The sequence below is a fragment of the Mycolicibacterium iranicum genome, assembly GCF_002101705.1.
Classification (GTDB): domain Bacteria; phylum Actinomycetota; class Actinomycetes; order Mycobacteriales; family Mycobacteriaceae; genus Mycobacterium; species Mycobacterium iranicum.
The window spans coordinates 232,598-254,938 of the sequence record NZ_LQPC01000028.1; the positions used below are offsets into that span (position 1 = coordinate 232,598).

Annotated in this window: 20 protein-coding genes; 7 read left to right on the forward strand and 13 right to left on the reverse strand. The window is 66.6% G+C overall.

Going from position 1 to position 22,341, the window contains the following annotated elements:
* Positions 1–3 precede the first annotated feature (3 nt).
* Positions 4–1,194: a cytochrome P450 gene (locus AWC12_RS11895; protein WP_024446468.1), complete on the forward strand. Its 1,191-nt coding sequence runs from the start codon at positions 4–6 to the stop codon at positions 1,192–1,194.
* Positions 1,195–1,199: 5 nt separating this feature from the next.
* Here AWC12_RS11895 and AWC12_RS11900 read toward each other — a convergent pair whose 3' ends face one another.
* Complete coding sequence (locus AWC12_RS11900; protein ID WP_085174474.1) at positions 1,200–2,126, reverse strand: CPBP family intramembrane glutamic endopeptidase; 927 nt, start codon at positions 2,124–2,126, stop codon at positions 1,200–1,202.
* A gap of 114 nt (positions 2,127–2,240) precedes the next feature.
* Here AWC12_RS11900 and AWC12_RS11905 point away from each other — a divergent pair, with 114 nt between their 5' ends.
* Positions 2,241–2,840 carry a TetR/AcrR family transcriptional regulator gene (locus AWC12_RS11905; RefSeq protein ID WP_110808620.1) on the forward strand — a complete coding sequence of 200 codons (600 nt, stop codon included), beginning with the start codon at positions 2,241–2,243 and terminating at the stop codon, positions 2,838–2,840.
* Between the two features lie 11 nt (positions 2,841–2,851).
* On the opposite strand, the gene AWC12_RS11910 is transcribed toward AWC12_RS11905, so the two are convergent.
* Positions 2,852–3,622 carry a lysophospholipid acyltransferase family protein gene (locus AWC12_RS11910; protein WP_234813979.1) on the reverse strand — a complete coding sequence of 257 codons (771 nt, stop codon included), beginning with the start codon at positions 3,620–3,622 and terminating at the stop codon, positions 2,852–2,854.
* A 152-nt stretch (positions 3,623–3,774) separates the two neighbouring features.
* Between AWC12_RS11910 and AWC12_RS11915 the strand changes: the two genes are divergently transcribed.
* Positions 3,775–4,743 carry an aldo/keto reductase gene (locus AWC12_RS11915; protein WP_085174478.1) on the forward strand — a complete coding sequence of 323 codons (969 nt, stop codon included), beginning with the start codon at positions 3,775–3,777 and terminating at the stop codon, positions 4,741–4,743.
* Between the two features lie 10 nt (positions 4,744–4,753).
* Here the strand turns inward: AWC12_RS11915 and AWC12_RS11920 are convergent, their stop codons facing one another.
* The 5 genes from AWC12_RS11920 to AWC12_RS11940 all read right to left on the reverse strand — a co-directional run bounded on the left by AWC12_RS11920 (position 4,754) and on the right by AWC12_RS11940 (position 9,943).
* Complete coding sequence (locus AWC12_RS11920) at positions 4,754–5,386, reverse strand: CIA30 family protein (RefSeq protein WP_085174625.1); 633 nt, start codon at positions 5,384–5,386, stop codon at positions 4,754–4,756.
* Positions 5,386–5,847 carry a DUF4174 domain-containing protein gene (locus AWC12_RS11925; protein WP_234813980.1) on the reverse strand — a complete coding sequence of 154 codons (462 nt, stop codon included), beginning with the start codon at positions 5,845–5,847 and terminating at the stop codon, positions 5,386–5,388. Before AWC12_RS11925 ends, AWC12_RS11920 begins: the two co-directional genes overlap by 1 nt.
* 60 nt (positions 5,848–5,907) lie before the next feature.
* On the reverse strand, positions 5,908–6,990 hold the full coding sequence (locus AWC12_RS11930; protein WP_085174480.1) for a methyltransferase: 1,083 nt from the start codon (positions 6,988–6,990) through the stop codon (positions 5,908–5,910).
* 244 nt (positions 6,991–7,234) lie between these two features.
* Positions 7,235–8,926 (reverse strand): GGDEF domain-containing protein, encoded by a 1,692-nt coding sequence (locus tag AWC12_RS11935; protein WP_272937885.1) that lies wholly within the window; start codon positions 8,924–8,926, stop codon positions 7,235–7,237.
* A gap of 111 nt (positions 8,927–9,037) precedes the next feature.
* Positions 9,038–9,943: a serine hydrolase gene (locus tag AWC12_RS11940; protein WP_085174482.1), complete on the reverse strand. Its 906-nt coding sequence runs from the start codon at positions 9,941–9,943 to the stop codon at positions 9,038–9,040.
* A 195-nt stretch (positions 9,944–10,138) separates the two neighbouring features.
* Here AWC12_RS11940 and AWC12_RS11945 point away from each other — a divergent pair, with 195 nt between their 5' ends.
* Positions 10,139–11,209, forward strand: coding sequence for a coiled-coil domain-containing protein (locus AWC12_RS11945; RefSeq protein ID WP_085174484.1), 1,071 nt, complete (start codon positions 10,139–10,141; stop codon positions 11,207–11,209).
* Here AWC12_RS11945 and AWC12_RS11950 read toward each other — a convergent pair.
* From AWC12_RS11950 to AWC12_RS11965, 4 genes are all read right to left on the reverse strand, one after another.
* Positions 11,206–11,874: an NADPH-dependent F420 reductase gene (locus tag AWC12_RS11950; protein WP_085174486.1), complete on the reverse strand. Its 669-nt coding sequence runs from the start codon at positions 11,872–11,874 to the stop codon at positions 11,206–11,208. The genes AWC12_RS11945 and AWC12_RS11950 overlap by 4 nt on opposite strands.
* A 34-nt stretch (positions 11,875–11,908) precedes the next feature.
* Entirely contained in the window at positions 11,909–12,676 is a 768-nt protein-coding gene (locus AWC12_RS11955; protein WP_024446457.1) for a DUF1906 domain-containing protein, read from the reverse strand.
* A 63-nt stretch (positions 12,677–12,739) separates the two neighbouring features.
* Positions 12,740–14,161 (reverse strand): GntP family permease, encoded by a 1,422-nt coding sequence (locus AWC12_RS11960; protein WP_085174487.1) that lies wholly within the window; start codon positions 14,159–14,161, stop codon positions 12,740–12,742.
* A gap of 36 nt (positions 14,162–14,197) precedes the next feature.
* The gene (locus tag AWC12_RS11965) at positions 14,198–14,689 is read right to left on the reverse strand and encodes a gluconokinase (protein WP_024446455.1); all 492 of its coding nucleotides are present in this window, start codon (positions 14,687–14,689) and stop codon (positions 14,198–14,200) included.
* Between the two features lie 127 nt (positions 14,690–14,816).
* Here AWC12_RS11965 and AWC12_RS11970 point away from each other — a divergent pair, with 127 nt between their 5' ends.
* Positions 14,817–15,530, forward strand: coding sequence for a FadR/GntR family transcriptional regulator (locus AWC12_RS11970; RefSeq protein ID WP_085174490.1), 714 nt, complete (start codon positions 14,817–14,819; stop codon positions 15,528–15,530).
* Between the two features lie 371 nt (positions 15,531–15,901).
* The gene (locus tag AWC12_RS11975) at positions 15,902–18,514 is read left to right on the forward strand and encodes an Ig-like domain-containing protein (protein WP_165762802.1); all 2,613 of its coding nucleotides are present in this window, start codon (positions 15,902–15,904) and stop codon (positions 18,512–18,514) included.
* Here AWC12_RS11975 and AWC12_RS11980 read toward each other — a convergent pair.
* Entirely contained in the window at positions 18,511–19,932 is a 1,422-nt protein-coding gene (locus AWC12_RS11980; protein WP_085174494.1) for a serine hydrolase domain-containing protein, read from the reverse strand. The two genes, AWC12_RS11975 and AWC12_RS11980, sit on opposite strands and share 4 nt — an antisense overlap.
* A 23-nt stretch (positions 19,933–19,955) precedes the next feature.
* Between AWC12_RS11980 and AWC12_RS11985 the strand changes: the two genes are divergently transcribed.
* On the forward strand, positions 19,956–20,177 hold the full coding sequence (locus AWC12_RS11985; protein ID WP_024446451.1) for a hypothetical protein: 222 nt from the start codon (positions 19,956–19,958) through the stop codon (positions 20,175–20,177).
* 10 nt (positions 20,178–20,187) lie between these two features.
* Here the strand turns inward: AWC12_RS11985 and AWC12_RS11990 are convergent, their stop codons facing one another.
* Positions 20,188–22,332: a DNA gyrase subunit A gene (locus AWC12_RS11990; protein WP_085174496.1), complete on the reverse strand. Its 2,145-nt coding sequence runs from the start codon at positions 22,330–22,332 to the stop codon at positions 20,188–20,190.
* Between the last annotated feature and the right edge of the window lie 9 nt (positions 22,333–22,341).

Consider the following 22,341-nt stretch of genomic DNA (forward strand, 5'->3'; position numbering starts at 1 on the left):
CACGTGCTCCGTCATCTCACGGCGCTACCGGTGTACCGTCGCGACATCTACACGCGCGCAGCGCTCCTCAAACCACACCCGCACTACCGGGCACTGCGCGAACTGGGGCCGGTGGTGTGGTTGCCCCGGCACCGCCTCTACGCCCTGCCCCGCTACGCCGAGTGCAAGGAGACGCTGCGGGACGACGGCCGGTTCGTGTCCGGCCACGGGGTAGCCGCCAATCCGATCGCCAACCGGCTGTCGCGCGGCACCACCCTCAGCAGCGACGGCGCCGACCATGAGCGGCGGCGCAAGCTGGTCGCGCACCGGCTGATGCCGCGAGCCTTGCGCACGGTGGGCGACGATGTCGGCGCACAGGCTCGCAGTCTCGTCGACGAAGCCGTACGCGGGGGAACTGTCGACGCGGTGTCCGACCTGGCCACTGCCCTTCCGATGGCCGTCGTCCCGGATCTCGTGGGGTGGCCTCGCGATGAGCGTCACCACTTACTCCACTGGGCTGCAGCGACATTCGATATTCTCGGTCCGGCGAACTGGCGTGCGCTCACAGCGGCCCCCCGCAGTCTGCACATGCTGCGCTTCGCTCGACGGCTGGTGCGTGACCGCAACGTGCTGCCGGGAAGCATGGCGGAGGAACTGCTCACCGCCGTCGACGACGGCACCCTGGCCGTCGAGGAGGTGCCGCCCCTGCTCATCGACTACATCGCCCCGTCGCTCGATACGACCATCAGCGCCATCTCGAGTGCCCTGCTTCTGTTCGCCCGCCATCCCGAACAGTGGCAGCTGCTCAGAGAAGATCCCTCGTTGCTGCCCAACGCCGTCAACGAGGTCGTGCGGTTTGAGTCACCGCTACGTTCCTTCACTCGAAAGCTGCTGCACGAGAGCACTATCGGTGATGTACAGCTTCCCGCTGGTGCGCGCGTGCTGGTGATGTATGCCTCTGCCAACCGCGACGAACGTGAATGGGACGCTCCCGACATCTTCGACATCCGCAAAAGTGCGGGACGCCACGTCGGGTTCGGCAGTGGCGCGCACGCCTGCGCCGGCCAGGGCCTCGCGCGAATGGAAACCACCGCCATGCTGCAGGCTCTCATCGAGCGCGTCGACCGCATCGAGATCGCCGCAGAGCCGAAATGGGCCGTCAACAACATCATTCACCGCCTCGAGCACCTCCCGGTCCGGCTCATCCCGGCTTAGCGCGACTAGGGCGCAGTACGCGGGGGTCCACTTGCTCGCGTCATCCACCAGACACCCGCGGTGATGAGGAGCAGAACTCCGCCGGGGATGAGATTCGCCGGTGAGCCGACCGCCTGTGAACGGTTGTTCAGCTCTGCTCCCAGGTCGATGTGCAGGGTCGTCGCAAGCAGGATGTTCAGGTTGTAGACGCTATGGAGGACAACAGCCATCTCTAGCCCGCCCGTGCGCCAGGTGAGAACCGCCATCGTGCCGAAAAGGACGAGGTAGGACGTCAGCAGATAGGGATCCAGTGTCCCGTGCATCAGCGAAAAGACCACGGTGGTAGTGACGATCCCGCAGATCAGTCCGACATGGGTGTTGCGAGCCCATGAGCCGACCACTCGGAACATCAGTCCGCGAAAGCCGTACTCCTCACCCGCGGCCGCGAGCGGCGTCACGAGGAGGCCGCTCAGAAACAGGGCGACGAGATCCACGGTCGTCCAGTCGGTCGTCGCGCTGTCCTGCAGGGCGACGGCTGCGTTGGCGATCAGGACCGGCGGTCCGAACAGCAGCAGCGTCTTGCCCAACACGCCGAATCGGAAGCGTCCGGCTACAGAGGACAGCGACCCGGCGGGCACTCCATAGATCAGGCGCTGCAGCAGCATGCAGTACGGGATCAGCGCGGCCAGCGACAGCGAGCCGGCGATATGGCGTAGCGGGGTGAATTCCTCTGTGCGGCCGAGGACATGCCTGTCGATTACGACGGAGAGCTCGGTGAACAGAATGCCGAAGCCGACGAACCCGCTGAAGAGCAGGGCGATCGTCAGGATTCCACGCCACACGCCGCGACGGGAGCCCGCGAAGGCGCGGTGATACTCGGCGCCCGCGCGGGTTTCTTCGGCCGAACTGCGCGGTTCGTCGCGCAGCAGCCACGGTCGGTCGATCACGGTCATGGATGCACTTTCTGGTTCGGAGATCGCAATGAGAGGACTAGCACACTGTGATAGTCGGGGTTCGTGCCGACGCTAGCACACTGTGATAGAAAGTCTGGGGGAGGTGAGTCGGGCATGACTGCATCGCAGGAGTTGGACACCCGGAGCAAGATCCTCATCGCCGCGGCGACAATGCTGGGCGAGGATCCGACTGCCAGGCTCAGTGTTCGCGCGGTGGCGGCGCGCGCCGGGGTCAGCACCGGATCACTTCGGCACTTCTTCCCGACTCAACAGGCATTGATCGACACGGTGGTAGCCGGGATGCAGACGCTCGACCTCCCCGAAGATCCGATGGCCGATACCTCACGAGGTCCCGCCGAACGCCTCCAGGCGTGCCTGCACATGCTTCTCGCGGCGGTGGGCGCGGGCGAGGAAGCGCGCCGGCATTGGACGGCGCTCCACAACGCCTACGTCGCTTCCCCGCCGCCCGAAGATTCGACCCACGTGTTCTTGGCGCTGGAGCGCCTGGCGGTCGATCGTGTGCAGCGCTGGCTGTTCGCCCTACAGGAGGAGGGGGTACTCGGCGCCGGCGACCTCGAGGCGCCCGCGCGCTTCCTGCTCACCGTGGTCAACGGGCTGGCTTTCGAGCGCGCGCTTCCCGGCGCCTGCGCCCGAATCGGTTTCGAGGCGAACACGCTGAAAACTGCGGTGTCTGCGGTGTTGTCGGACAGCTGAGAGTGAGTCGCTCACCCGAGAACAGGTGTGCGCCCCGCGGTCAGGGCGTCGAGGCGGTCCTGCATCGCACGACGAACACGGTCGGCGAGATCTTCGGGGGACTCAGTCGCATCGGGCACTATCGCCGGCATCACCGCGGTGACGAGCTTGGTGGGCAGTGGAATGTAGGGCAGCAGGCCGACCACGCCGAAGTTCACGCCCCAGGGGATCGACACGCTGAGCGGAAGAGCTTTGACGCGCAACAACTTCGGTAAGCGAAGCGCTCGAGCGGCGGCCTGGCCGTCGCTGAGCACCAGCAGCGATTCACCTGCCCCTGCTGTCACCACCGGCACGATCGGAACGTGGTGCTCCTGTGCCAGACGCGCGAATCCCGAGCCGTGAAACTTGATCGTGTTCCGGTCCCGCCACGACTTTCCGGCATCGACGTCGCCACCCGGAAAGACGAGAACATGGTGGCCGGCGTCAAAAGCCTCGTCCGCTGCCTCCCGGCTGCCCGGGGTGCCGCCGAAACGTTCGACCACCGAACCGACGCCGAGGGTCCATGCGATCTGATGCACCATCGCGGTGGTGGGCCGCGTGACGCCCGCGGCTTGCCGCGCTGCCACGAATGCCCCGACATTGAGATCGATGACTCCACCGAAACCGTGGTTGCACACGAAGAGCACGGGCCTGTCGGGCACCGCAGAGTCGATGCGAACCTCATGCCGGTGGTACACCCGCAGGTAGGTCTGAAGTGCCGCGGACACCCAACCGGGCGGCGCGATATCAGGCTGCTCCGTCACGCCGGAAGGCAATCGTCGTCGCGGCGGCATACGTGCACGGCGGTACGCATGCAAACTCCCTCCGGCCCAAGTGTGCGAACGCTATCAAAGCCCGCAACCAGGGTGCAGTACACCCAGGTTGAGCGCTTCTGGCGTGGCTAGCCTTTTCAGTCATGAACCGAAACACACTCGGTGGTCTCGATGTGTCAGCCCAGGGTCTTGGCTGTATGGGCATGAGCGAGTACTACGGCGCCACGGACTGGGATACCAGCATCGACACGATCCGCCACGCCATCGACAGCGGGGTGACGTTCTTCGACACCGCAGACCAGTACGGCGCAGGGCACAACGAGGTTCTGCTCGGCCGCGGGATCGCCGGTCGCCGTGACGATGTCCAGATCGCGACGAAGTTCGGCATCGACCGCAGCAGCGGCGACGATATGCGGATCTACCGCGGCGATCCGCCGTACGTGAGGCGGTCTTGCGATGCCTCCCTGCTGCGACTGGGCATCGATCACATCGACCTCTACTACTTGCACCGACCGCCGCAGAACGCCGAAATCGAGGAAACCGTCGGTGCGATGGCCGAGCTGGTGACGGCAGGCAAGGTGCGCTATCTCGGGCTCAGCGAGGTGACTGCCGACCTACTGCGGCGTGCGCACGGAGTGCATCCGATTGCCGCCGTGCAGAGCGAGTACTCGCTGTGGACCCGAGATGTCGAGCAGCTGGCACCCGTGATGGCCGAACTCGGGGTCGGGCTGGTGCCGTACGCCCCTCTGGGACGGGGCTTCCTGACAGGCGCGGTGCAGACCGAGACATTGGACGCCAACGACTTTCGGGCTCGCAACCCTCGCTTCATCGGGGAGGCGGGTGAGCGAAACCAGGCCATCGCCGCCACCGTCCGCACCGTCGCCGACCGGCTTGGCGTATTGCCCGCGCAGGTCGCGCTGGCCTGGGTGTACGCCCAGGCGCCGCGGTTGAACGTCACTGTGGTGCCGATTCCGGGGACCCGCCACGCGGCGCGTCTCGACCAGAACGTGGCCTCCCTGTCGATCGACCTGGATGCCGACGCGGTGGCGCAGCTGCAGCCACTCAGTGACATGGTGATGGGCGGCCGTTACACCGATCACGGGGTGAGGTGAGTTAGGTGCCTCAGAAGACGGCGTCGATTGCGCTCACGGTGATCTCGAACGAGCCCTGCTGCTTGTCGAGAATGTAGAGCGAAACCTGGTTGATGGTCGACGGGTCCAGCGTCGCCGGGGCATTCGGTTCGGGATCGAGACGCTGGCCGACCGGTTCGAACCCGGACACAGGCAAGTCGTAACTGCGCCCCACACCAGGCTCGGTGGCGAACCGCTGTATGTAGGACCACGACTGCCCGGCCTCGCCCACCTTCAACAGGTAGGTCTTCCCGTCGCCCGATGCGCTTACCCGCAGGGCGTCGGCACCCGTTGCCCTGCGGCCGATCTCGGGATTTTGAGGTCCCCGCGCTGAGGCAAACCCGCCATTGTTCTCCAGCGAGATGGTGCCGGAGAATACGAGGCCGCCCTTGGCGAACCTGATCCTGGAGGTGGATTTGCCGCCCATCACAGGATCGTTGATCGTGGTCCAACGTGCCACCTCGTCGGCGTTGCGGAGGTCGACGAGAAGGAGGTCCGAGGCGCCCGCGGTGGTGCTCGGCGGGCTCGTCGTCATGTCGGCGTCAGCCGGCTGCCCTATGCTCCCGCACGACACCGCTATCAGCGCTGAGCAGGCGAACGCCAGCCCCATACGGATCCTCGGCATCAGCACTGGCTCGAATCTGATTGCGCCTCGCGGGCTCGCATCGGCATTCCGTCGACAACGGCGTAGAACGTCTGCAGGTCCGGTACGTCGTCGACGCGAAACTTCTCGCCACCGTCTTTGCCGATCAGCACCACCGTGAATCCGTCGCGGCCCACGCCGTACGCATCCGCGAGTCGCTGCGGCTCACCGGTTTCCATCGGTCGCCCATCAAAGGTGCCGGAACCGTCGGCCAGGATTACGCCCGCCACCATCTCACGCCCGACGAAGTCGCATCGGGTGGCCTCGATCCGGTTCAGCGTCTCGACAAGGCGCGGGTCACTCGACGTCGGCGCGAACACGAGCAATGGTCGGCTTTCCCACAGGAAGTCGTCGAGGTCGGCGGCCGAAGCAGGCGTTGATCCCAGCACAGAGCTGACCACCAACGCCGCCAGGACGAACGTCGACCGGACCAGCGTGCGCATGCTTGACACGCGGTGGGTAGTACCCATTCACACCCTGCCCGAATCGTCGCCGAAGACCCGTCAGACCTTCTCAGCCTCGACGAGATCGTGGGGGACGACCGAGAATCGGCGACCGGTGGGCCGCAGACCCACTCTGGTGAACAGAGCGGCCAGTTCGTTCTCCGAGCGCAGCCGTCCTCCGTCGCGCTGGGTCAGCGTGTGGAGGTCGAGCAGCGGCGAATACGGATTGGGGCAATTGCGGGGCTGGAGGTATTCGATGACCACCAGCTTGCTTCCCCGGGGCATGGCCTTCGCCACAGCTCCGAGCACGGCCACACAGCGCTCGTCGTCCCAGTCGTGAAGGACATCCTTGAGCAGATACACATCGGCTTCCACATCGAGGGAGCCGAGGATATCCCCCTCCACTGTCTCGACGCGGTCGGCGACACCGCGCTCGCGAAGCAAACGCGCAGCCTCGGCGAGCATGGCCGGACTGTCGACGAGAACTCCCCGAACGCGGGCCGTCGTCACGACCACCGACAACAGCGTGCCGATGCCACCGGCGACATCGCACACCACGGCCCCGTCCGGCCAGGGGTAGGCGCGAGCGATCGCGCGGGCGCTGATCTCGGTGGCCTGTCGCATCGTCGCCGCGAAGATCTGGCCCTCGCCGGGATGAGCGGCATACCAATCCCACACCGACATTCCGTGCACGGCGGCGAACGAACTGTTGCCGCTGCGGACGCTGTCGGCGAGCCCACTCCAGGCGTCGACGGTCGACCGCATGCCCTTGTACCGCATCCACGCACGAAGCGAGGCGGGGTGATCGGTGCGCAGCACGGCGCCCGTGCGCGTCAATGTCACCGCCCCGCTGCGGCGGTCCATGGAACAGAGACCGCAGGCCACGGCTCCTCGCAGCAGCCGATGAGTGGTGTCCGGATCGCTGTCGACACGGGCGGCGATCTGTTGCGCCGTCATCGGGCCGTCGGCGAGGACGTCGGCGATCCCCAGTTCAGCGATGGTGGCGGCGACCTGCACGGCACCAACGCCCTCACCCAGATCGAGTAGCGCTATCTGGGGCGGCACCAGGCGGTCGGCGAACTGCTTGAGCTTGCGCCGCAGCGCCAGCGTGGCCAGAACCACGGGGAGGGGCGTCGATGGCATCCGTGCAGGCTAACCGCTGAGACGGCGAACCGACGCGACCTGTCGGTGGGCGGGGTTAGCGTAGGTAGGTCAGGGCCCCCGATGAACCCTGGGAGCGGGGGATGCTTGTTCTCAACATCCGCATCGGGGGCCCTGCCTGGGGCGGCTGCCAGTCGAATCGTCCGTGTAAACGGACAGTGCAGCCGAACCCAGAACCCTCTGTTCCCCGATTTGTCGATGATCAATACATCGTGTTGGGGGGCATTCAGCCGGCGGACGCGTTCAGCCCCGAGTCACCTCGCCGACCGTGAACGCAGAAGCACGTCAAGACCTGGATGACCGGGGCGAACGCCACGAGATCCTGGTGGTCCGAGCTGAAGTAGAACTCCGCCAGATACCGGTCATGGTTTCCGTGCACACCGACGGCCAGGACGGCGTCGTAGCCGAGCTGCTCCAGCAGCGCCACCTCAGCGGGATCAGAACCCGGAAGGCCCTGTGCGGCAACGAAAGTGGACGCATCGGCGAGTGCTCTCGCGGTCTCCGGATAGTCCGCGAGGGCGCAGCCGTCGATGTTGAGATCGGTCAGGATGGCCAGTCCGGACCCGGGGTCACGCACGATGTCCACCTTGCGCAGGGTGACGAGCTCGGTGCCGTCCTCGTTCACGACGGACAACGCGTAGGCGCAGGTGCCGACCAGCTGTTGCATCTGCACCGCCAGCACCTCCAGCGCCTCCAGCGCCGACAGGCCCGGGTGGGCGCGCGTGATGTCGACCACGGACCGGCACAGGGCTTCCAGCTCCGATCGGTGCGCCCCCTGCCGGTGGAGGCGCTGGGCCGCACCCGGGACGACTTCGGTCGGGCTCACCGCGCTGTAGTGGGCGGGCCCGTGGCGCTTGGCCTCGATCAGCGCCGCGTCGGCGGCGTCGAGGAGTTCGCCGCCGGAGCGCCGTTCCGCGTCCGACCTGGCCGCCCCCCACGAGATCGTCACCGGGGTGTTCATCGTCTCGCGGAACCGGCGCGTCGCACTGTTCGCGAATCCCTGCGCATCTGCCAGCGTGGCATCGGCAAGCAGAACGCAGAACTCATCGCCGCCCAACCGGGCGACCATCGCACCATCGACGGCGGCGACCGTCGAGGTGAGCACACCGGCGAAGTGGCGCAGCAGCTGATCCCCAGCCGGATGACCGTCACGGTCGTTGATCTGTTTGAAGCCGTCCAGATCACACATCAGAGCAACCACCGATGAGGTTGCCCAGTCCTGCTGCTCGAACCATCGGTCGACGGCGCGCCGGTTGGCGATACCGGTCAGCGCATCCTCGAACGCGTACGCCGACACCGTGTTCAACAACTCCGAACGCGCGATGGCCACGGCGGTGTAGGTGGCGATGGCCTGCAGCAGCTGGGCGTCTCCGTGGTCGAAGCGATGGCCACCGGAGGAGCTGGCCCAGATCTCGCCCCACATCACATCGCCGTGGACGATCGGAACGCCGAGCTCGCACTCCTTGCCGAGGTCGGTGAGCAACTGGCGCGACTCCGGAGGGCAACGCTCGTCCTCGATGCAGTGCACGTAGGCCCTGCCGCCGATCAGCAGGTCGGTGACGTCGGTGTCCACCCCGACCTCGTAGCACTCGTCGGTGGGCCAGCGCTCCTCGTGAGCTGCGAGGTCACCGACGTTGACGAGGGTGCGCAGGATGTTGCCCTCGCGTTCCCACCGACTGATCGACACCGACGCCGCGCCGAGCGCGATCAGCGCCTGCTCGGCGATCACCTCGAGGACCTCGTCGAAGTAATCCGAGCTCAGCACAGCATCCGAGATTCGCAACAGCGCTTTCAAGATCGGAACCTCGGCGGCGTCTCCGATCAATCGGTGCAGCACCGGGTCGGCGCCGCTGACGAAAGGTTGATGGTTGCGTTCGGCGAGCGGCGCGCGAAAGGCTGCACTCAACCGACGTGGCACCGCTTCCCCTCTGCTTCGGACTCCGGTCCTGCGATGATACGTCCGCGGTCGCCGTCACCGTCGCCATGCGACGATGCCGTCAGCAAATCCTTTGGAGCAACTCGGGGCGGCTCAGACCTTTCCGCCCGGGAAGATCGTCTTGACGGCGTTGGTGATGTTCTCGCGTGCGGCGGCCTCACCGGTCGGATCCAGCGATCCGATGGCCATCACATAGCGCCGATCGGGACCGATCACGCCGGTCGACACGTGCAGTTGGTTGCCGCCGTTCCAGCAACAGAACCAGCCCTGCTTGACCGCAACCGGTTCGGCGTAGAGACCGTCCGGTATGCCGAACCGCTGCGGGTACCCGTCGAGACCTGTCGGCGTGGACTGCGCGAGGTCGCCGAGGATGATGTCGGCTTTGTTCGGTGGCAGGCCACCGGTGCCGTCCAACAACATGTCGTAGTAACGGACGAGATCATTCGCGGTACTTGTGGTCACGTCCCAATGCCCGTTCCAGGGCGCGGCCGTACCTGCCAATCCATACCGCGCCTTGATCCTGGCGATGATCGCGCTTCCGCCGCTGCGGTCCCAAAACGTCTGAGCCGCACTGTCATCGGACGACCGCAACATCCTGTCGAGAGCCGCGCGGTCGTCCGTGGACAGCGTCGTCTTGCCTTCCGACTCCTGCAGCAGCAGGTCGTCGGCGATAAACAGCTTCACCACCGATGCGATGGGGAAGGACGAGTTGGCGCCGCTGGAGGCGACCTGCCCAGTGGTGCGGTCGAGCACCGCCGTGTCGATCTCGGCGCCGGAGGCAGCCGCATCGGCGGAGGCCTGTTTGACGCGGGCATCGAGCCCGGGAAGCGGCGCCGTGGGCTGCGCAGGCGGCGCCTGCGGGGCGACCGCGGGTGCCTGCGGGACGTGCTCGGTGGCCGGCGGCGAACCATGGACCTGCGCCTCGCAGCCGTTCACGAGGAGCGCGACGGACACGAGCGCTGTCGCCGTCATCGCACAAGTGGGCAACTGCCGAGGCATGGGTTCCTCCAAGACGATCGTGAAGCGGGGTCGGTCTGGCCGGCCCCTACCTAATACCCAGGTTAATCGGCATCAACCGAGGTGGCCCGGCTCGTATCGCGGACGAGTGGACATCGCCGTCGTCAGTTCGTAGCCTTTGCGAGTCATCACCAGCAGGGCCCTGAGGTCCTCAATCGAAGGATTGTGACTGTCCGCGTGACCCGGGTGCGCCACACATTTCGGCGAACGGTCTGCGCTTCGGTGACCGCGATGCTGGTCCTGGGTGTACCCGGGGGGATGGTCAACGCGGATCCGGCCGCCGACGCGTTGGCCCAACTCAACGAACTGTCCCAGCAAGCCGTGCAGAGCCGCGAGGCGGTGACCGCAGCCCAGCGCGAGGCCGAGGCCAAGCTGTCCGAACAGACGGCCGCTGCCGAACGTCACCGCGCCGATCTGGCGGCCCTCGAAATCGCCAAAGCCCAACTCGAGCCTTATCAGGCCGCCGTGGACCGGATCGCGGCGATGGACTACACGAGCGGGCGTGACGTAGAGTTCGCGGGGCTGTTGACCGCCTCGTCCCCGCAGCAGCTGATCGATCAACTGTCGATGCAGCGCACCGTCGGCGCTCGCATGGCCGATCAGATGAAGGCGTATCACTCGGCTCGGGATCGTGCTGCGGTCGCCGCCCAGGCATCCGAGAAGTCCGCTGCCGCGGCCGGTGCCGCGGTCGAGTCGGCCGAAGCCGTGCGCGCCGAGCTGCAGGCCAAGCTCAACGAATTGTTACGGCAGATCGCCGCCGCCGAGGCGCAGTACGCGGCGCTGACGCCGCAACAGCAGGCCATCGTCGACAGCGCACCGCCACCACCGGCTGCGCTGCCCATGGTGCCGCCCGGCGACGTCGCACCGCCGCCGGTGGTCCTACCGGACAATCCCGAGGCGCTGCCCGTCGGTGTCGCATACGAAGCCGGGCTGCAGCCCAACGCCGTCCTGGCCGCGCGCGCCGTCAGCCGGCAGTTCCCGCAGATCTCCGATATCGACGGAGTCCGGCCGGACTCCAAGCCGTGGCATCCCAGCGGTCTCGCGATCGACATCATGATCCCGAATCCCGACAGCCCAGAGGGCATCGCGCTGGGAGATCAGATCCTGGCCTTCGCGATGAGCAACGCGGGCAGGTTCGGGCTCCAGGACGTGATCTGGCGCGGCACCTACTACACGCCTGCCGGTCCGCAGGCCTCGGGCTACGGGCACTACGACCACGTGCACATCACGGTGACGCCGCGCCGCTAGGCCGTGCGCGCGCTCCACTCCGAGGTTCGCTCGGGTGTCGCCTTCGCGAGCGCCTCACGAGTCCGCTCCGCGTCGAAATCCTTGCCGTACACCGGTGTTCCGGGCTGCTGACGCCACGACTCCGCGATCGGGCCTGCGTTGACCGGGTCGAATCCCAATGCGTCCACGATGCCGTGGACGAGTTCGCGCCCGGCTCCGTCTTCGCCGGCGATGGGGAGTGCGATGCGGTCCGGCGTCCCGCCTGGCGTCCCGCGCTCGAGTAGGTGCTTCCAGAAGATGCCGTTGAAAACCTTGTAGACGGGCGCGCCGATCTGCTCGGCGACCCATGCGCTCTCGACCTGACCGTCCTCGATGCCGGCGATCTCACCGTCGCGCTGCTGTGGGTAGTAGTTGTTGGTCTCGATCACCGGGGCGCCCGGCCTGCGCGCGTCGACGATTCCGTCGGCGAGGTCGGGCACGTTCTTCTGCGGAATGCTCACGATGACGAGATCGGCGTCGGCTGCGGCGTCCTTGGCCCACACCGCGGTGGCCCCGGTCTCGTCGGCCAGGTCTGCGAGCGTCTCGGGGGCTCGCGAATTCGCCACTCTCACGTCATGTCCGAGTTCGCGAAGCCGCCGCGTCAGCGTGCCGCCGATGTGTCCCGCTCCGATGATGCCGATGTTCATGAAGGCGGCAACAGTCCGCTATCGGCCCCTATTCCTAGGGGTGGAAGTTCCACTGACCGCAGTCCTGGGCCAGCACATCGTTGACGTCGACGCGGATGCCCCCGACCACCGGTCCCGGATTCGATGCGGTGTCGATGATGCGCTGATAGAGCACCGCGGCGGGATAGATCTGGCCGTTGGACCATGACCGCGTCTGCCAGGCCCACACTCGGCCCGCGGTTCCGGACCTGCCGATCACGCCGTCGGCTGCAGCCCACGTGCACGGTCGGATGCCGGCGTAGATCCCGGTGCGCTGAACCCCGATGACTGAGTTGATGCCTCGAAACCACGGGAGCGCCAGTCGGTTCCACGTGTCACGGTCGATGTCGTCGTCGACGCTGAAATAGATCGGCGCGCTCTTGCCGCCGCCGGCGGCGCTGTGCAGCGCCCAGGCGGTGCGGGCGTCGGCCACACCGCCGGGGTACCCGCGGGTGAAATCAGACGGCGCCGTTCCTCCCGGTTTCCCGTACTGGTAGTTGCTGACGATCACCAGGCCCGCGGCGGTCAGCTGCTTCGCATAGGGCAGGGTGATCGGTTTGGCACCGAAGTTCGATCCGGGCCGCGACGTTGAGACGTAATTGATCACCCCGGCGTGGCCGGCGGCGCGGATGTCCTGAGCCGGGATTTGGCGCATCGCAAAGTCGATCAGCGTGGGAGCGGCGGCCGACGCGGCGGGCGAACGGATGCCGGATGCCGCACCGAATCCGGCCAGTGCCGTCGCCGCGGCGGCGTAGCGCAGCGCGTCACGCCGGGAGATCGACACCGGGCGATGTTAACAAAGTGGTTGGTGTGACCAGCGTGATCTCCGGCCGGGACACGCCGGTGGTCAGCCGATCGCCCACAACCCCAGGCTGAGCGCGAAAGCACTCAAGCCGAGCGTGGTCTCCATCACGGTCCAGGTCTTCAACGTCGTCTTGACATCCATTCCGAAGAAGCGGCTGACCAGCCAGAAGCCGGAATCGTTGACGTGGGACAGCACCGTCGCGCCGGCGGCGATGGCCATCACCAGTGCCGTGAGCTGAACGTTGCTGAGCCCTGCCGCGGCGACGGAGGCACTGAGGAGCCCGGCCGTCGTCGTCAGAGCGACGGTCGCCGAACCCTGCGCGACCCGCAGCAGCGTCGAGATCAGGAAGGCCTGAAGTATCAGGGAGAATCCGAGATTCGACAACGAGCCACTGAGGGCGTCGCCGATGCCGCTGGTCCGTAGCACGCCACCGAACATTCCGCCCGCACCGGTGATCAGGATGATCGCGCAGATCGGTCCGAGTGCGTTGTCCAAAATGTCGGTGACATCGGACATCGAGCGGCCGCGCAGACCGAGCACCAGCGTCGCCACGATCACGGTGATCAGCAACGCAATCGACGTGGTGCCGATCAACTTCAAGAATCCGGCCCACGTGGCACCCTCCTCGATCACACCGGCGGTCATCAGGGTGTCGATCACGGTGTTGCACGAGATGAGCACGAACGGCAGCAGCAGCACACCGAGGACGGTGGCGAAGGCGGGCGCGGTGCGGGTCGTGGTGGTCGTCGTACCGGCCGCCGCGCCATCGTTATCGGCATCGCGTCCGCCGTTGATCTCGCCGAACAGCGCGGTGGGGACATCGACATGCACCTTGCGGCCGATGAACTGAGACACCAGGAATGCGCCGACGTACCAGGACACGACGGCGACCGGGACGCCGATGATCAGAGTCAGGCCGATGTTCGCTCCGAGCAATTCCGAGGCCGCGACGGGACCCGGGTGCGGTGGAACCAGAGCATGCATGGCGGCAAAGGCGCCGGCCGCCGGGAATGCGTACAGCAGGACCGAGCCGCCGAAGCGTCGCGCGACCGTGATGATGATGGGCAGGAAGACCACCAGTCCGGCGTCGAAGAAGATCGGGAAGCCGAACAGCAGTGCGGCAATGCCGAGGGCGAGCGGGGCTCGCTTTTCCCCGAATCGACCTATCAGTGTGTCGGCGAGAACCTGAGCGCCCCCGGTGATTTCGAGCAGTCTGCCGATCATCACGCCGAAGCCGACCAGCAGGGCCACCGAGCCCAGGGTGTTCGAGAAGCCGGACGTCAACGCGCTGGGGACATCGGCGACCGGAATGCCGGCGGCCAGCGCGGTCAGCGCGCTCACCAGGACCAGCGCGACGAATGCGTGCAGCTTGACCTTGATGATCAGGAACAGCAGCAGCGCGACCGCACCTGCCGCGATGAGCAGCAGAGTTGTTGTGCCGTATGCCGGATCAATGGCCTCCATGAGATCCCCTATCCGTGGTGTCGTGAACTGTTGTGGCTACGTATTTGTGGTGGCGATGTACGAGTCGACGATCGAATCGATGCTCTGATCCACGTCGATGGCGACGCCCTGCTCGTCGGGCTCCAGAGGTTCCAGCGTCTCGAATTGGGACGCCAGCAAGGCCGCGGGCATGAAGTGGCCCGGGCGGCTCGCCTGTCGTCGGCCGATCGTCTCCGGGGAGCCCGCCAGATGCAGGAATTCGATGTCGGCGCGGTGCTGTCGGAGCTGGTCCCGGTAGACGCGTTTGAGGGCTGAGCAGCTCATCACCCCGCCGTCGGGGTGCTGCGCCAACCACTCTCCGATCGCCTCCAGCCAGGGATATCGGTCGTCGTCGTCGAGGGCATGGCCGGCGGTCATCTTGGCGATGTTCTCCGGAGGGTGAAAGTCGTCCGCGTCGGCGAAGGGGACTCGCAGCCGCTGCGCGAGCGCTGCGCCGACCGTCGACTTACCTGACCCCGAAACTCCCATGACGACGATTGGTGACGGCATGACCTCTTACCCATTCGATGTGGCTGACGTCACATGATCGTGCCTCAAAGATCATACTAATGCAAGTGTCAGATTGAGAAAGGCCTGTTTTACGAACGACCGGCCGCCAATCTGGCATCATTCAGCAATGCTCGATCGGTCCTCCGGCGTCGCCCGCCACGGCAGTCTTCTGACTGCTCTGGGGACTGCCATCGTGTCCGGTCAGTACCCGCCCGGACGGGTCATCACTCTTGACGGGGTGATCGCCGAACACCGCGTATCGCGCAGCGTCGCGCGGGAGGCGATTCGGGTGCTCGAATCCATGGGAATGGTCGAGTCGCGGCGCAGGGTCGGAATCACCGTTCAGCCTGCGGCGAAGTGGAACGTCTTCGATCCGATGCTGATCCGGTGGCGCCTCGATGTCGGGGACCGCACGGCCCTGCTGACCTCGCTGTCGGAATTGCGACTCGGGTTCGAGCCGGCGGCGGCGGCATTGGCCGCGCAGCGCGCTACTCCGCATCAATGCCGGATCATGGCGTCGGCGGTGTCGGACATGGTGGTGCACGGCCGATCGGGTGATCTCGACTCGTATCTGTTGGCGGACAAGATCTTTCATCAGACCTTGCTCGAGGCCAGCGGCAACGAGATGTTCCGCGCGCTGGCCGGGGTGGTCGACGAGGTGCTCACCGGACGCACTCAGCACGGGATGATGCCGGAGAAGCCCAAGATCGCGGCGATCGCCCTGCATGACGAGGTGGCGCGCGCAATCAGGATGGGTGAGGCGAAGCAGGCCGAGGAGGCGATGCGAGCCATCATCGACGAGGCCGCCGCGGCGGTGGTCGACGAACTACCGGCACCATGACTGGTGATCACGAAAACGAGCGAGATGGACCCCCGATTCGCTTCCCGTCAACTCGGTTGCCGCAGTAGGATTACTGCACTTCAGAGCCGAGGGCCTGGTTGCTGCGAGTTTCGCGGAGCCGACCGGATGAGGGGTATCCCGATATGGTCACCGCCAGGCATTCGCGACAGCAGCAACACTGCACCGAGGTCGTTTCGAGGCGCCGTCACCGCCGGGGTGGGTCACGCACGGTGCAGCCCTATGGCTGGCTGGGCGCGGGCGCGGTCGGATTCGGTCTCGGCGCCGCCGCGCTGGCCGGTGCGGGGTCCGCTCATGCGGACGACAGTGCGGCAGATGCTTCATCCGCGTCCTCCGCTGCGTCGACTTCCACCGTGTCGACTTCCACCGCGTCGACTTCCACCGCGTCGAGGTCCTCGGATTCCTCGGATGAGGACCCCAACGAGTCCGTCGACGATGATTCGGACAGATCGGACACCGACGACGAGAAACCGGGGACTGACGAGGCCGACGACCGACGCCACCGCGCGGACCCCGATGCCGAATCGCGTGCCTCCGCGGAACTGTCCGCCGAGCCGAACACAGAGCCGACGGCGGTACTGAGCTGGCAGAGCTCACCGGGGTGGTCGACGGGCAGGGTCACCGGCCGGGTGAGTGCGAGGGACGCCGACGGCGACAAGCTCACCTACGAAGGCGCCGCCACCACCGGCGCGGTGGCCGTCACGTCGCGGGGGTCGTTCACCTACACCCCGAGTGCCACCGCCCGCCATGCCGCCGCGGCCACCGACGTCACCCCCGCCCAGGTCACCGACACCTTCGACATCACGGTCAGCGACAGGCGCGGCGGCACTGTTGCGGTACCGGTGACCGTGCCGATCCGTCCGGCCAACAGCGCGCCCACCAGGCTTCGATCCACGGTGGCAAATCCGGATCCGGTCACCGGGCAGGTGACCGGTCGGATCACCGCGACGGACCGCGACGGCGACGCCTTCACCTACACCGCGGCCGCACCGACGGCCGGAGCCGTCGCAGGCACCCTCGCTGCGGCTGATCCCGACGGCGACCGGATCACCTACCGGGTATCCGGTCCGCCCGGCAAAGGCGCGCTGGTGATCGGCGGGGACGGGCGGTTCACCTATACGCCGACGCCAGTGGCCCGGCACGCCGCCGCGACGGGTCTGGCCGGTACGACAGCCGATACCGCCACGGTGGTGGCCGCCGACCGCTTCGGCGCCGCGACCGCGATACCGCTGACCTTCGCCATCCTGCCCGCCAATTCGGCGCCATCGAGTCCGAGAGCCGCTGTGGGCCAGCCGCATTCGACAACCGGAGTGGTGACCGGCATGGTGACCGCCGACGATGCCGACGGTGACGTACTGACCTACCGGGGGTCGACGACGACGGCCAAGGGCGCAGTGAGCGTGGCAGCCGCCGGAACGTTCGTCTACACCCCCACCGCGGCCGCACGCCAGAACGCGCAGGCGCCCGGCGCCACGGCGGCCGACCGTGCTGACTCGTTCGTCGTCACCGTCGACGACGGCCACGGTGGCACGGCCACCCTGCCCGTCACCGTGGCGATCGGGTCCGCACCCGTCCCGGATCCACCCCCGACGGGACCGCTTGCGGCGTTCCCCGGCGCCGAGGGGTTCGGCAGCCTGGCCACCGGTGGCCGCGGCGGCAGCGTGGTTTACGTGACCAACACCAACGCCGCCGGACCCGGCTCACTGCAGTGGGCGATCGACCAACCCGGGACGAAGTACATCCTGTTCAAGGTCAGCGGGCTGATCGACGCCCAGATCCATCTGACCAACGGTGACGTGACCATCGCGGGCCAGACCTCGCCGGGCGGCATCACCATCCGCGGCTTGGTCACCGACGAGAGCCCCTATCAGGACCAGGCGGTTCGGGCTCCGTCCGACTTCGCCCAGAACTGGATCCTGCAGCACGTCAGGATCCGACCGGGACTGAGCGGACCCAGCGATGACGGGGTGCGCCTGCGCTACACCCGCAATGCCGTCATCGATCATGTGTCCATCGGCAACGCCACCGACGAAGCCGTCGAAATCTCCTACTCGAACAACATCACCATCCAGAACTCGATCATCGCCGAGACCCTGGGCGGGCACTCCTTCTACGGCGGCGTGCTGATGAACTACTCCAATCCGGCCTACGGGTTCGCACTGGACAACATCGCGCTGCACCACAACGTCATCAACCGCATCGAGGGCCGCCTGCCCGAAGGCAGCCGAGAATCGCTGGCCGCGGCACACTCCACCATGAACCTGGAGTTGTCGAACAACCTCTACTGGGATCCGCGCTTCTTCATCGCGCTGGGCGCAAACACCAACGTTGTCATCGACGCCAGCGGCAACCCCTACCCGATCTACTGGAACCTCAACGCCGTCAACAACTACTTCCGAACCGGAGCACAGTTCCCCTACGGCATGTTCGACGACCAGATCCTGCGTGTAGCAGGCAACAGGCTCTACGTCAGCGGCAACAGGATGAGCCGCTACCCATCCCGTGCGGACTACGACCTGTTCTACTGCTGCAACGACTTCGCCTCAGCCGGTACCCCCGATGACTCGACGCACCGCGCCCAGAAGCTCACCGCGCGGCATCCATTCCCCACCATCACCTACACCCCGACAGAGATGCTGCGGGCGGTCCTGCGCGACCGCGCCGGTGCTCGGCCGCGTGACCCCATGGACAACCGACTGCTCCAGTCCGTAGCCGATGACACCCTTTCGCCGGCCGACCCTGCCACCAACCCGGCCGGTGACGCCCACCTGCCGGCCTACGCCGGCGGCGCTCCGCCGGCTCCCGCGGACACCGACGGCGACGGCATGCCGGACTCTTGGGAGATCAGCAAGGGATTGAATCCCTTGTCGGCCAACCACAACGCCGCCACGCTGTCGACGATGGGCTACACCGACCTCGAGGTCTACCTCCATGAACTGTCCGCGCGCCTCGTCGTTCCGGCTTAGCTGCCGTACAGATGAAGGGCCCGTGCGGTTTCAGTGGCGACCTGCCCGCTCAGCGTGGTGATCGGCGGCCCTCCGCGTTGATGTATGACATTCGCGAGCACGACGACGTAGGTATCCGACCCCGGATCCATCCATAGCGTGACGCCGGTGAACCCGGTGTGGCCGAAGCTCCCGACCGGGAAGATGGCCCCGCGCGGTCCCGAGTGGGCGGTGTCGATGTCCCAGCCGAAGCCGCGCAGATCCTGCCCCGGTGTCGGCGTGTCGTGTCCCGGTTGCTGTGGGGTCGTCATCATCTGTACGCCCGCGCGTGTCAGCGGAAAAGCGCTGGGGCGGTTCGCGAGACGATCGAGCAGAGCTTGGGCGAAGAGGCCGACGTCGTGCACGGTCGTGAACACCCCGGCGCTGCCGGCCACCCCGCCCATGCGGCGTGCCGTCGGGTCGTGCACGGTGCCGCGGAGCGGATAACCGAAGTCGGGGTTGATGCCCGGAGTGTCTTCGTCGAGAGCCGTGGGTGCGATGCGGCCCAGCAGCTCGGTACTCCACGTGCCCTCCGGGCAGCGGTTCACCGCCGGGCCATCGGGATCCGGGGCTATCGCGGTACCCCGGATCCGATGCGGGCCACAGGCTTTGGCGGCAGGCAGGTAGCGAGTGTCGGACATCCCGAGTGGCCCAAAGATGTTCTGTTGCACATAAACGTCTTCGGGCACGCCGGTGATCTTCTCCAGCAGTGCGCCGAGGAGGATGAAGTTGATGTCGGAGTAGTGGAATCGCTGTCCGGGATCGAAGACCACCCACGCGCCGAGCGCCCGTCGAATGCCCTCTGCCTTGTCGGCCTTGACCAACCCCCACGGACCGTCGAGGCTGAGATCGCCTGCAATGCCTGAGGTATGGGTGAGCAACATGCGTATGGTCACCTGCGCACGGCGCGGATCGCCCGCCGTATTGAAGCCGGGCAGGTACGTGTGTAGCGGTTCGTCGATCAGCACCCGGCCCTGCTCGTGGAGCTGCATGACCGCGGTCGCGGTGGCGAGGCTCTTCGTCAATGAAGCGAGATCGAAGATGGTGTCCTCGGTCATCGGCTCCGCGGGTGACGGTGCACCGTCGAGCCCCGGTTCGCCGGCGAGCTTGCGCGTGCCAAAGGCCTGGCGGAAAACGATCGTGCCGGCGTGCCCGACCTGGACCACGGCCCCCGGTAGCCGGTGCGCAGCGATCGCTTCTTCGACGAGGCGCGAGACGGGGGAGAAGTCGCCGATCGGCGTCACGTCGGGGACGGTGCGCACCGGCGAGGTCGTCGTCGGAGCGATGGCGATGGGCGTAGCGGCCGGTGGTGGCGCAGAATCACCGCACGCGGTCGTGAGAGCACACAGGACGATCCCGACGGCCGGTAGCCGGGCGAGGCGCGTGCGTGACACCGTCACCTGCTCGACGCTACCGTTGACCGATGAGCAAGTTCGCAACGTTGGGAGCTCTGGCCGGGGCGCTGTCCGTCGTGGCGATCGGATCCGCCGGCCCGGCTCAGGCGGACGACAATGGCTGGGGATTCGGCGGTCCAAGAGTCAACTACAGCTACGACTTCTACTATCCCCGCAACGACAACCCCTGGCTGAACCAAATGGTCCCGTCAGTGAAGGTGCCGAAGGTCGACACGTCTGTGCGCAACTGATCGACCGGTACTACTGCGCTGCTGTCACGTCCGAACCCGATCCCTTGATCGACGCTTTCGCGCGCTTTTCGGCACGCACAACCCTCTTGCCGCGCACGAATCCCGTCGCCGAGATGGTCGCCGACACCAGTGCGTTCTCGCCGTTGACGAACGGGTGGAAGCCGACCCCCGCGCCGCCGCGGCCCTTCACCGGAATGTCGGCGACCTCGGTGACCTTCCAGCCCTTCTCGGAGATGGACAGGATGGCCTCGCCGTTCTGGCACGAAACCGGGAGTGCGGCGATGACAGAGTCCTCTGGATCGCCGGAAGCGAGCTTCACCCCCGCCACACCATTTCCCGCCGCGCCCTGCGGATTCACCGCCGCCGGATCGATCCGCAGAACCTTGCCGCGCCGTGTCACCAACGCCAGGTGATAGCCGTCGGGCAGTACCCCTGAGCGCAGCAGCCCCGTGATGTCGGGCGCCACCGGGATGTCGCGGATCTTGTAGGGCAGTCCGCCACCGGCGGTGAACTTGATCCGCCCATCGGTCCAGACCGCCCAGCCGAGCCCCGCGGTGAGCAGGTCGCCGTGACTGTCGGAGAACACGCCGCGATCGTCGAGACGCCATGCGGCGTTGACCTTCCGCTCACGGGGACCGTCCTCGTCGGAGCCTGAAGTCACGGGTGTGGCGTCGAAGTCCAGCACGGTCCGGCGGTCGAACTCGGGACCCTTGAACAGTTTCGCGGTCTCCACCAACTCCGAGTCGATGACCTTGCGACGGGCGTCGGGGTTGGATACCAGCTCGGTCAGCTCGGCGAACTCGGCGTCGAGCTTGTCGGCCTCGGCCTGAAGCTCGATCACGTCGAGCTTGGTCAACCGGCGAAGTTGCAGCGCCAGAACGTAATTCGCCTGCTCCTCGTCGATCGAGAACCGCTCCTGCAGCCCGCGGCGAGCATCGTCGACGGTGTCGGAACCGCGGATTACCGCGACGGCGGCGTCGATGTCGAGGTGGATCTTCATCAGGCCGGCCACCAGGTGGCGGCGCGCGGTCACCTTCTCCAGCCGATACTCGCTGCGCCGCAGCACCACTGAATCACGCAGATGCAGGAACGCCGAGATCAACTCACGCACCGACCACCAGCGGGGCACCCGGTCCTCGTCGAGCGCGACAAGACTCGCGGCGAACGTCGACTCCAGCGGTGTCAGCGCCAGAAGTTGGTCGCGGATCTGCTCGGCGCTGTGGCCGCGTTTGGCGGTGACCACGATCCGCAGCCCGTTGCGGCGGTCGGTCAGATCGGACATGTCCGCGACACCGGACATCTCACCGGACTCGACGAGGGCCCGGATCCTGTCCTGCACGGTGTTGCTGGCGACACCCGGGGGCAGCTCGGTGATGATGCAGTTCTTCCCGTCCACAGAGATCGTTCCGCGAACGGTGAATGCGCCTCGGCCGGTGGTGATGTAGTCCCTCAGGCCGGCGGTGCCCACCACGGTGGCCCCACATCCCCAGTCCGGCCCGGGGATCAGCTTGACCAGTCTGTCGTCGGTCATGTTGGGCGTCTTCAGCAGCGCCCGACACGCGGCCATGATTTCCCGCGGATTGTGCGCGGGGACCTTGGTGGCCCAACCCTCGGCGATACCCACGGCCCCGTTACACAGGAGCACGGGCCACTGGGCTGGCAGCATCGTCGGCTCGGTCCACTCGCCGTCGAATGTCTGCACCATCGGCACCGCGTGGTCGTTGAGCTCGGCGGTGAGAGCCGCGCCCGGCGCCGACAACCGCATCTCCGTGTAGCGGTCCGCGGCGGGGATATCACCCTGGATCCGCGGGAAAGCGCCTTGTCCGTCAATGACTTTCACACGCTGGAACTCGGCAGCCATCAGCGCCGCGGCCCCGTACATCGACGCGCCGCCGTGCGGGTGCAGGTTGCCGGTGACCGCCGAGCAGATCTTGGACGACTTCTGCGGCTTGTTTCCGGGCTGGAGCCCCGACTCGTGCATCTGGTACAGCAGCCGCCGCTGGCCCGGTTTCAGTCCGTCGAATGCGGACGGGATGGCGCGGTCGCTGACGCTGTAGAGCGCGAACGTCAGTTGGTAGTGGTTCCAGTAGTCATCGGCGCTCTGGTCGAGAACCAGATCGGGGTTCTGCTGTGGAAGGTCGAGTGTGGCGGTCACGGTATTTCC

What these genes read in the sequence shown, in the direction of transcription:
- AWC12_RS11930 (WP_085174480.1), bottom strand. Translation starts at nt 6,990, where the DNA reads ATGCCATCGACGCCCCTCCCCGTGGTTCTGGCCACGCTGGCGCTGCGG.
- AWC12_RS11960 (WP_085174487.1), bottom strand. Translation starts at nt 14,161, where the DNA reads ATGGAGGCCATTGATCCGGCATACGGCACAACAACTCTGCTGCTCATC.
- AWC12_RS11925 (WP_234813980.1), bottom strand. Translation starts at nt 5,847, where the DNA reads ATGCGCACGCTGGTCCGGTCGACGTTCGTCCTGGCGGCGTTGGTGGTC.
- AWC12_RS11915 (WP_085174478.1), top strand. Translation starts at nt 3,775, where the DNA reads ATGAACCGAAACACACTCGGTGGTCTCGATGTGTCAGCCCAGGGTCTT.
- AWC12_RS11985 (WP_024446451.1), top strand. Translation starts at nt 19,956, where the DNA reads ATGAGCAAGTTCGCAACGTTGGGAGCTCTGGCCGGGGCGCTGTCCGTC.
- AWC12_RS11900 (WP_085174474.1), bottom strand. Translation starts at nt 2,126, where the DNA reads ATGACCGTGATCGACCGACCGTGGCTGCTGCGCGACGAACCGCGCAGT.
- AWC12_RS11965 (WP_024446455.1), bottom strand. Translation starts at nt 14,689, where the DNA reads ATGCCGTCACCAATCGTCGTCATGGGAGTTTCGGGGTCAGGTAAGTCG.
- AWC12_RS11950 (WP_085174486.1), bottom strand. Translation starts at nt 11,874, where the DNA reads ATGAACATCGGCATCATCGGAGCGGGACACATCGGCGGCACGCTGACG.
- AWC12_RS11905 (WP_110808620.1), top strand. Translation starts at nt 2,241, where the DNA reads ATGACTGCATCGCAGGAGTTGGACACCCGGAGCAAGATCCTCATCGCC.
- AWC12_RS11970 (WP_085174490.1), top strand. Translation starts at nt 14,817, where the DNA reads ATGCTCGATCGGTCCTCCGGCGTCGCCCGCCACGGCAGTCTTCTGACT.
- AWC12_RS11920 (WP_085174625.1), bottom strand. Translation starts at nt 5,386, where the DNA reads ATGCCGAGGATCCGTATGGGGCTGGCGTTCGCCTGCTCAGCGCTGATA.
- AWC12_RS11940 (WP_085174482.1), bottom strand. Translation starts at nt 9,943, where the DNA reads ATGCCTCGGCAGTTGCCCACTTGTGCGATGACGGCGACAGCGCTCGTG.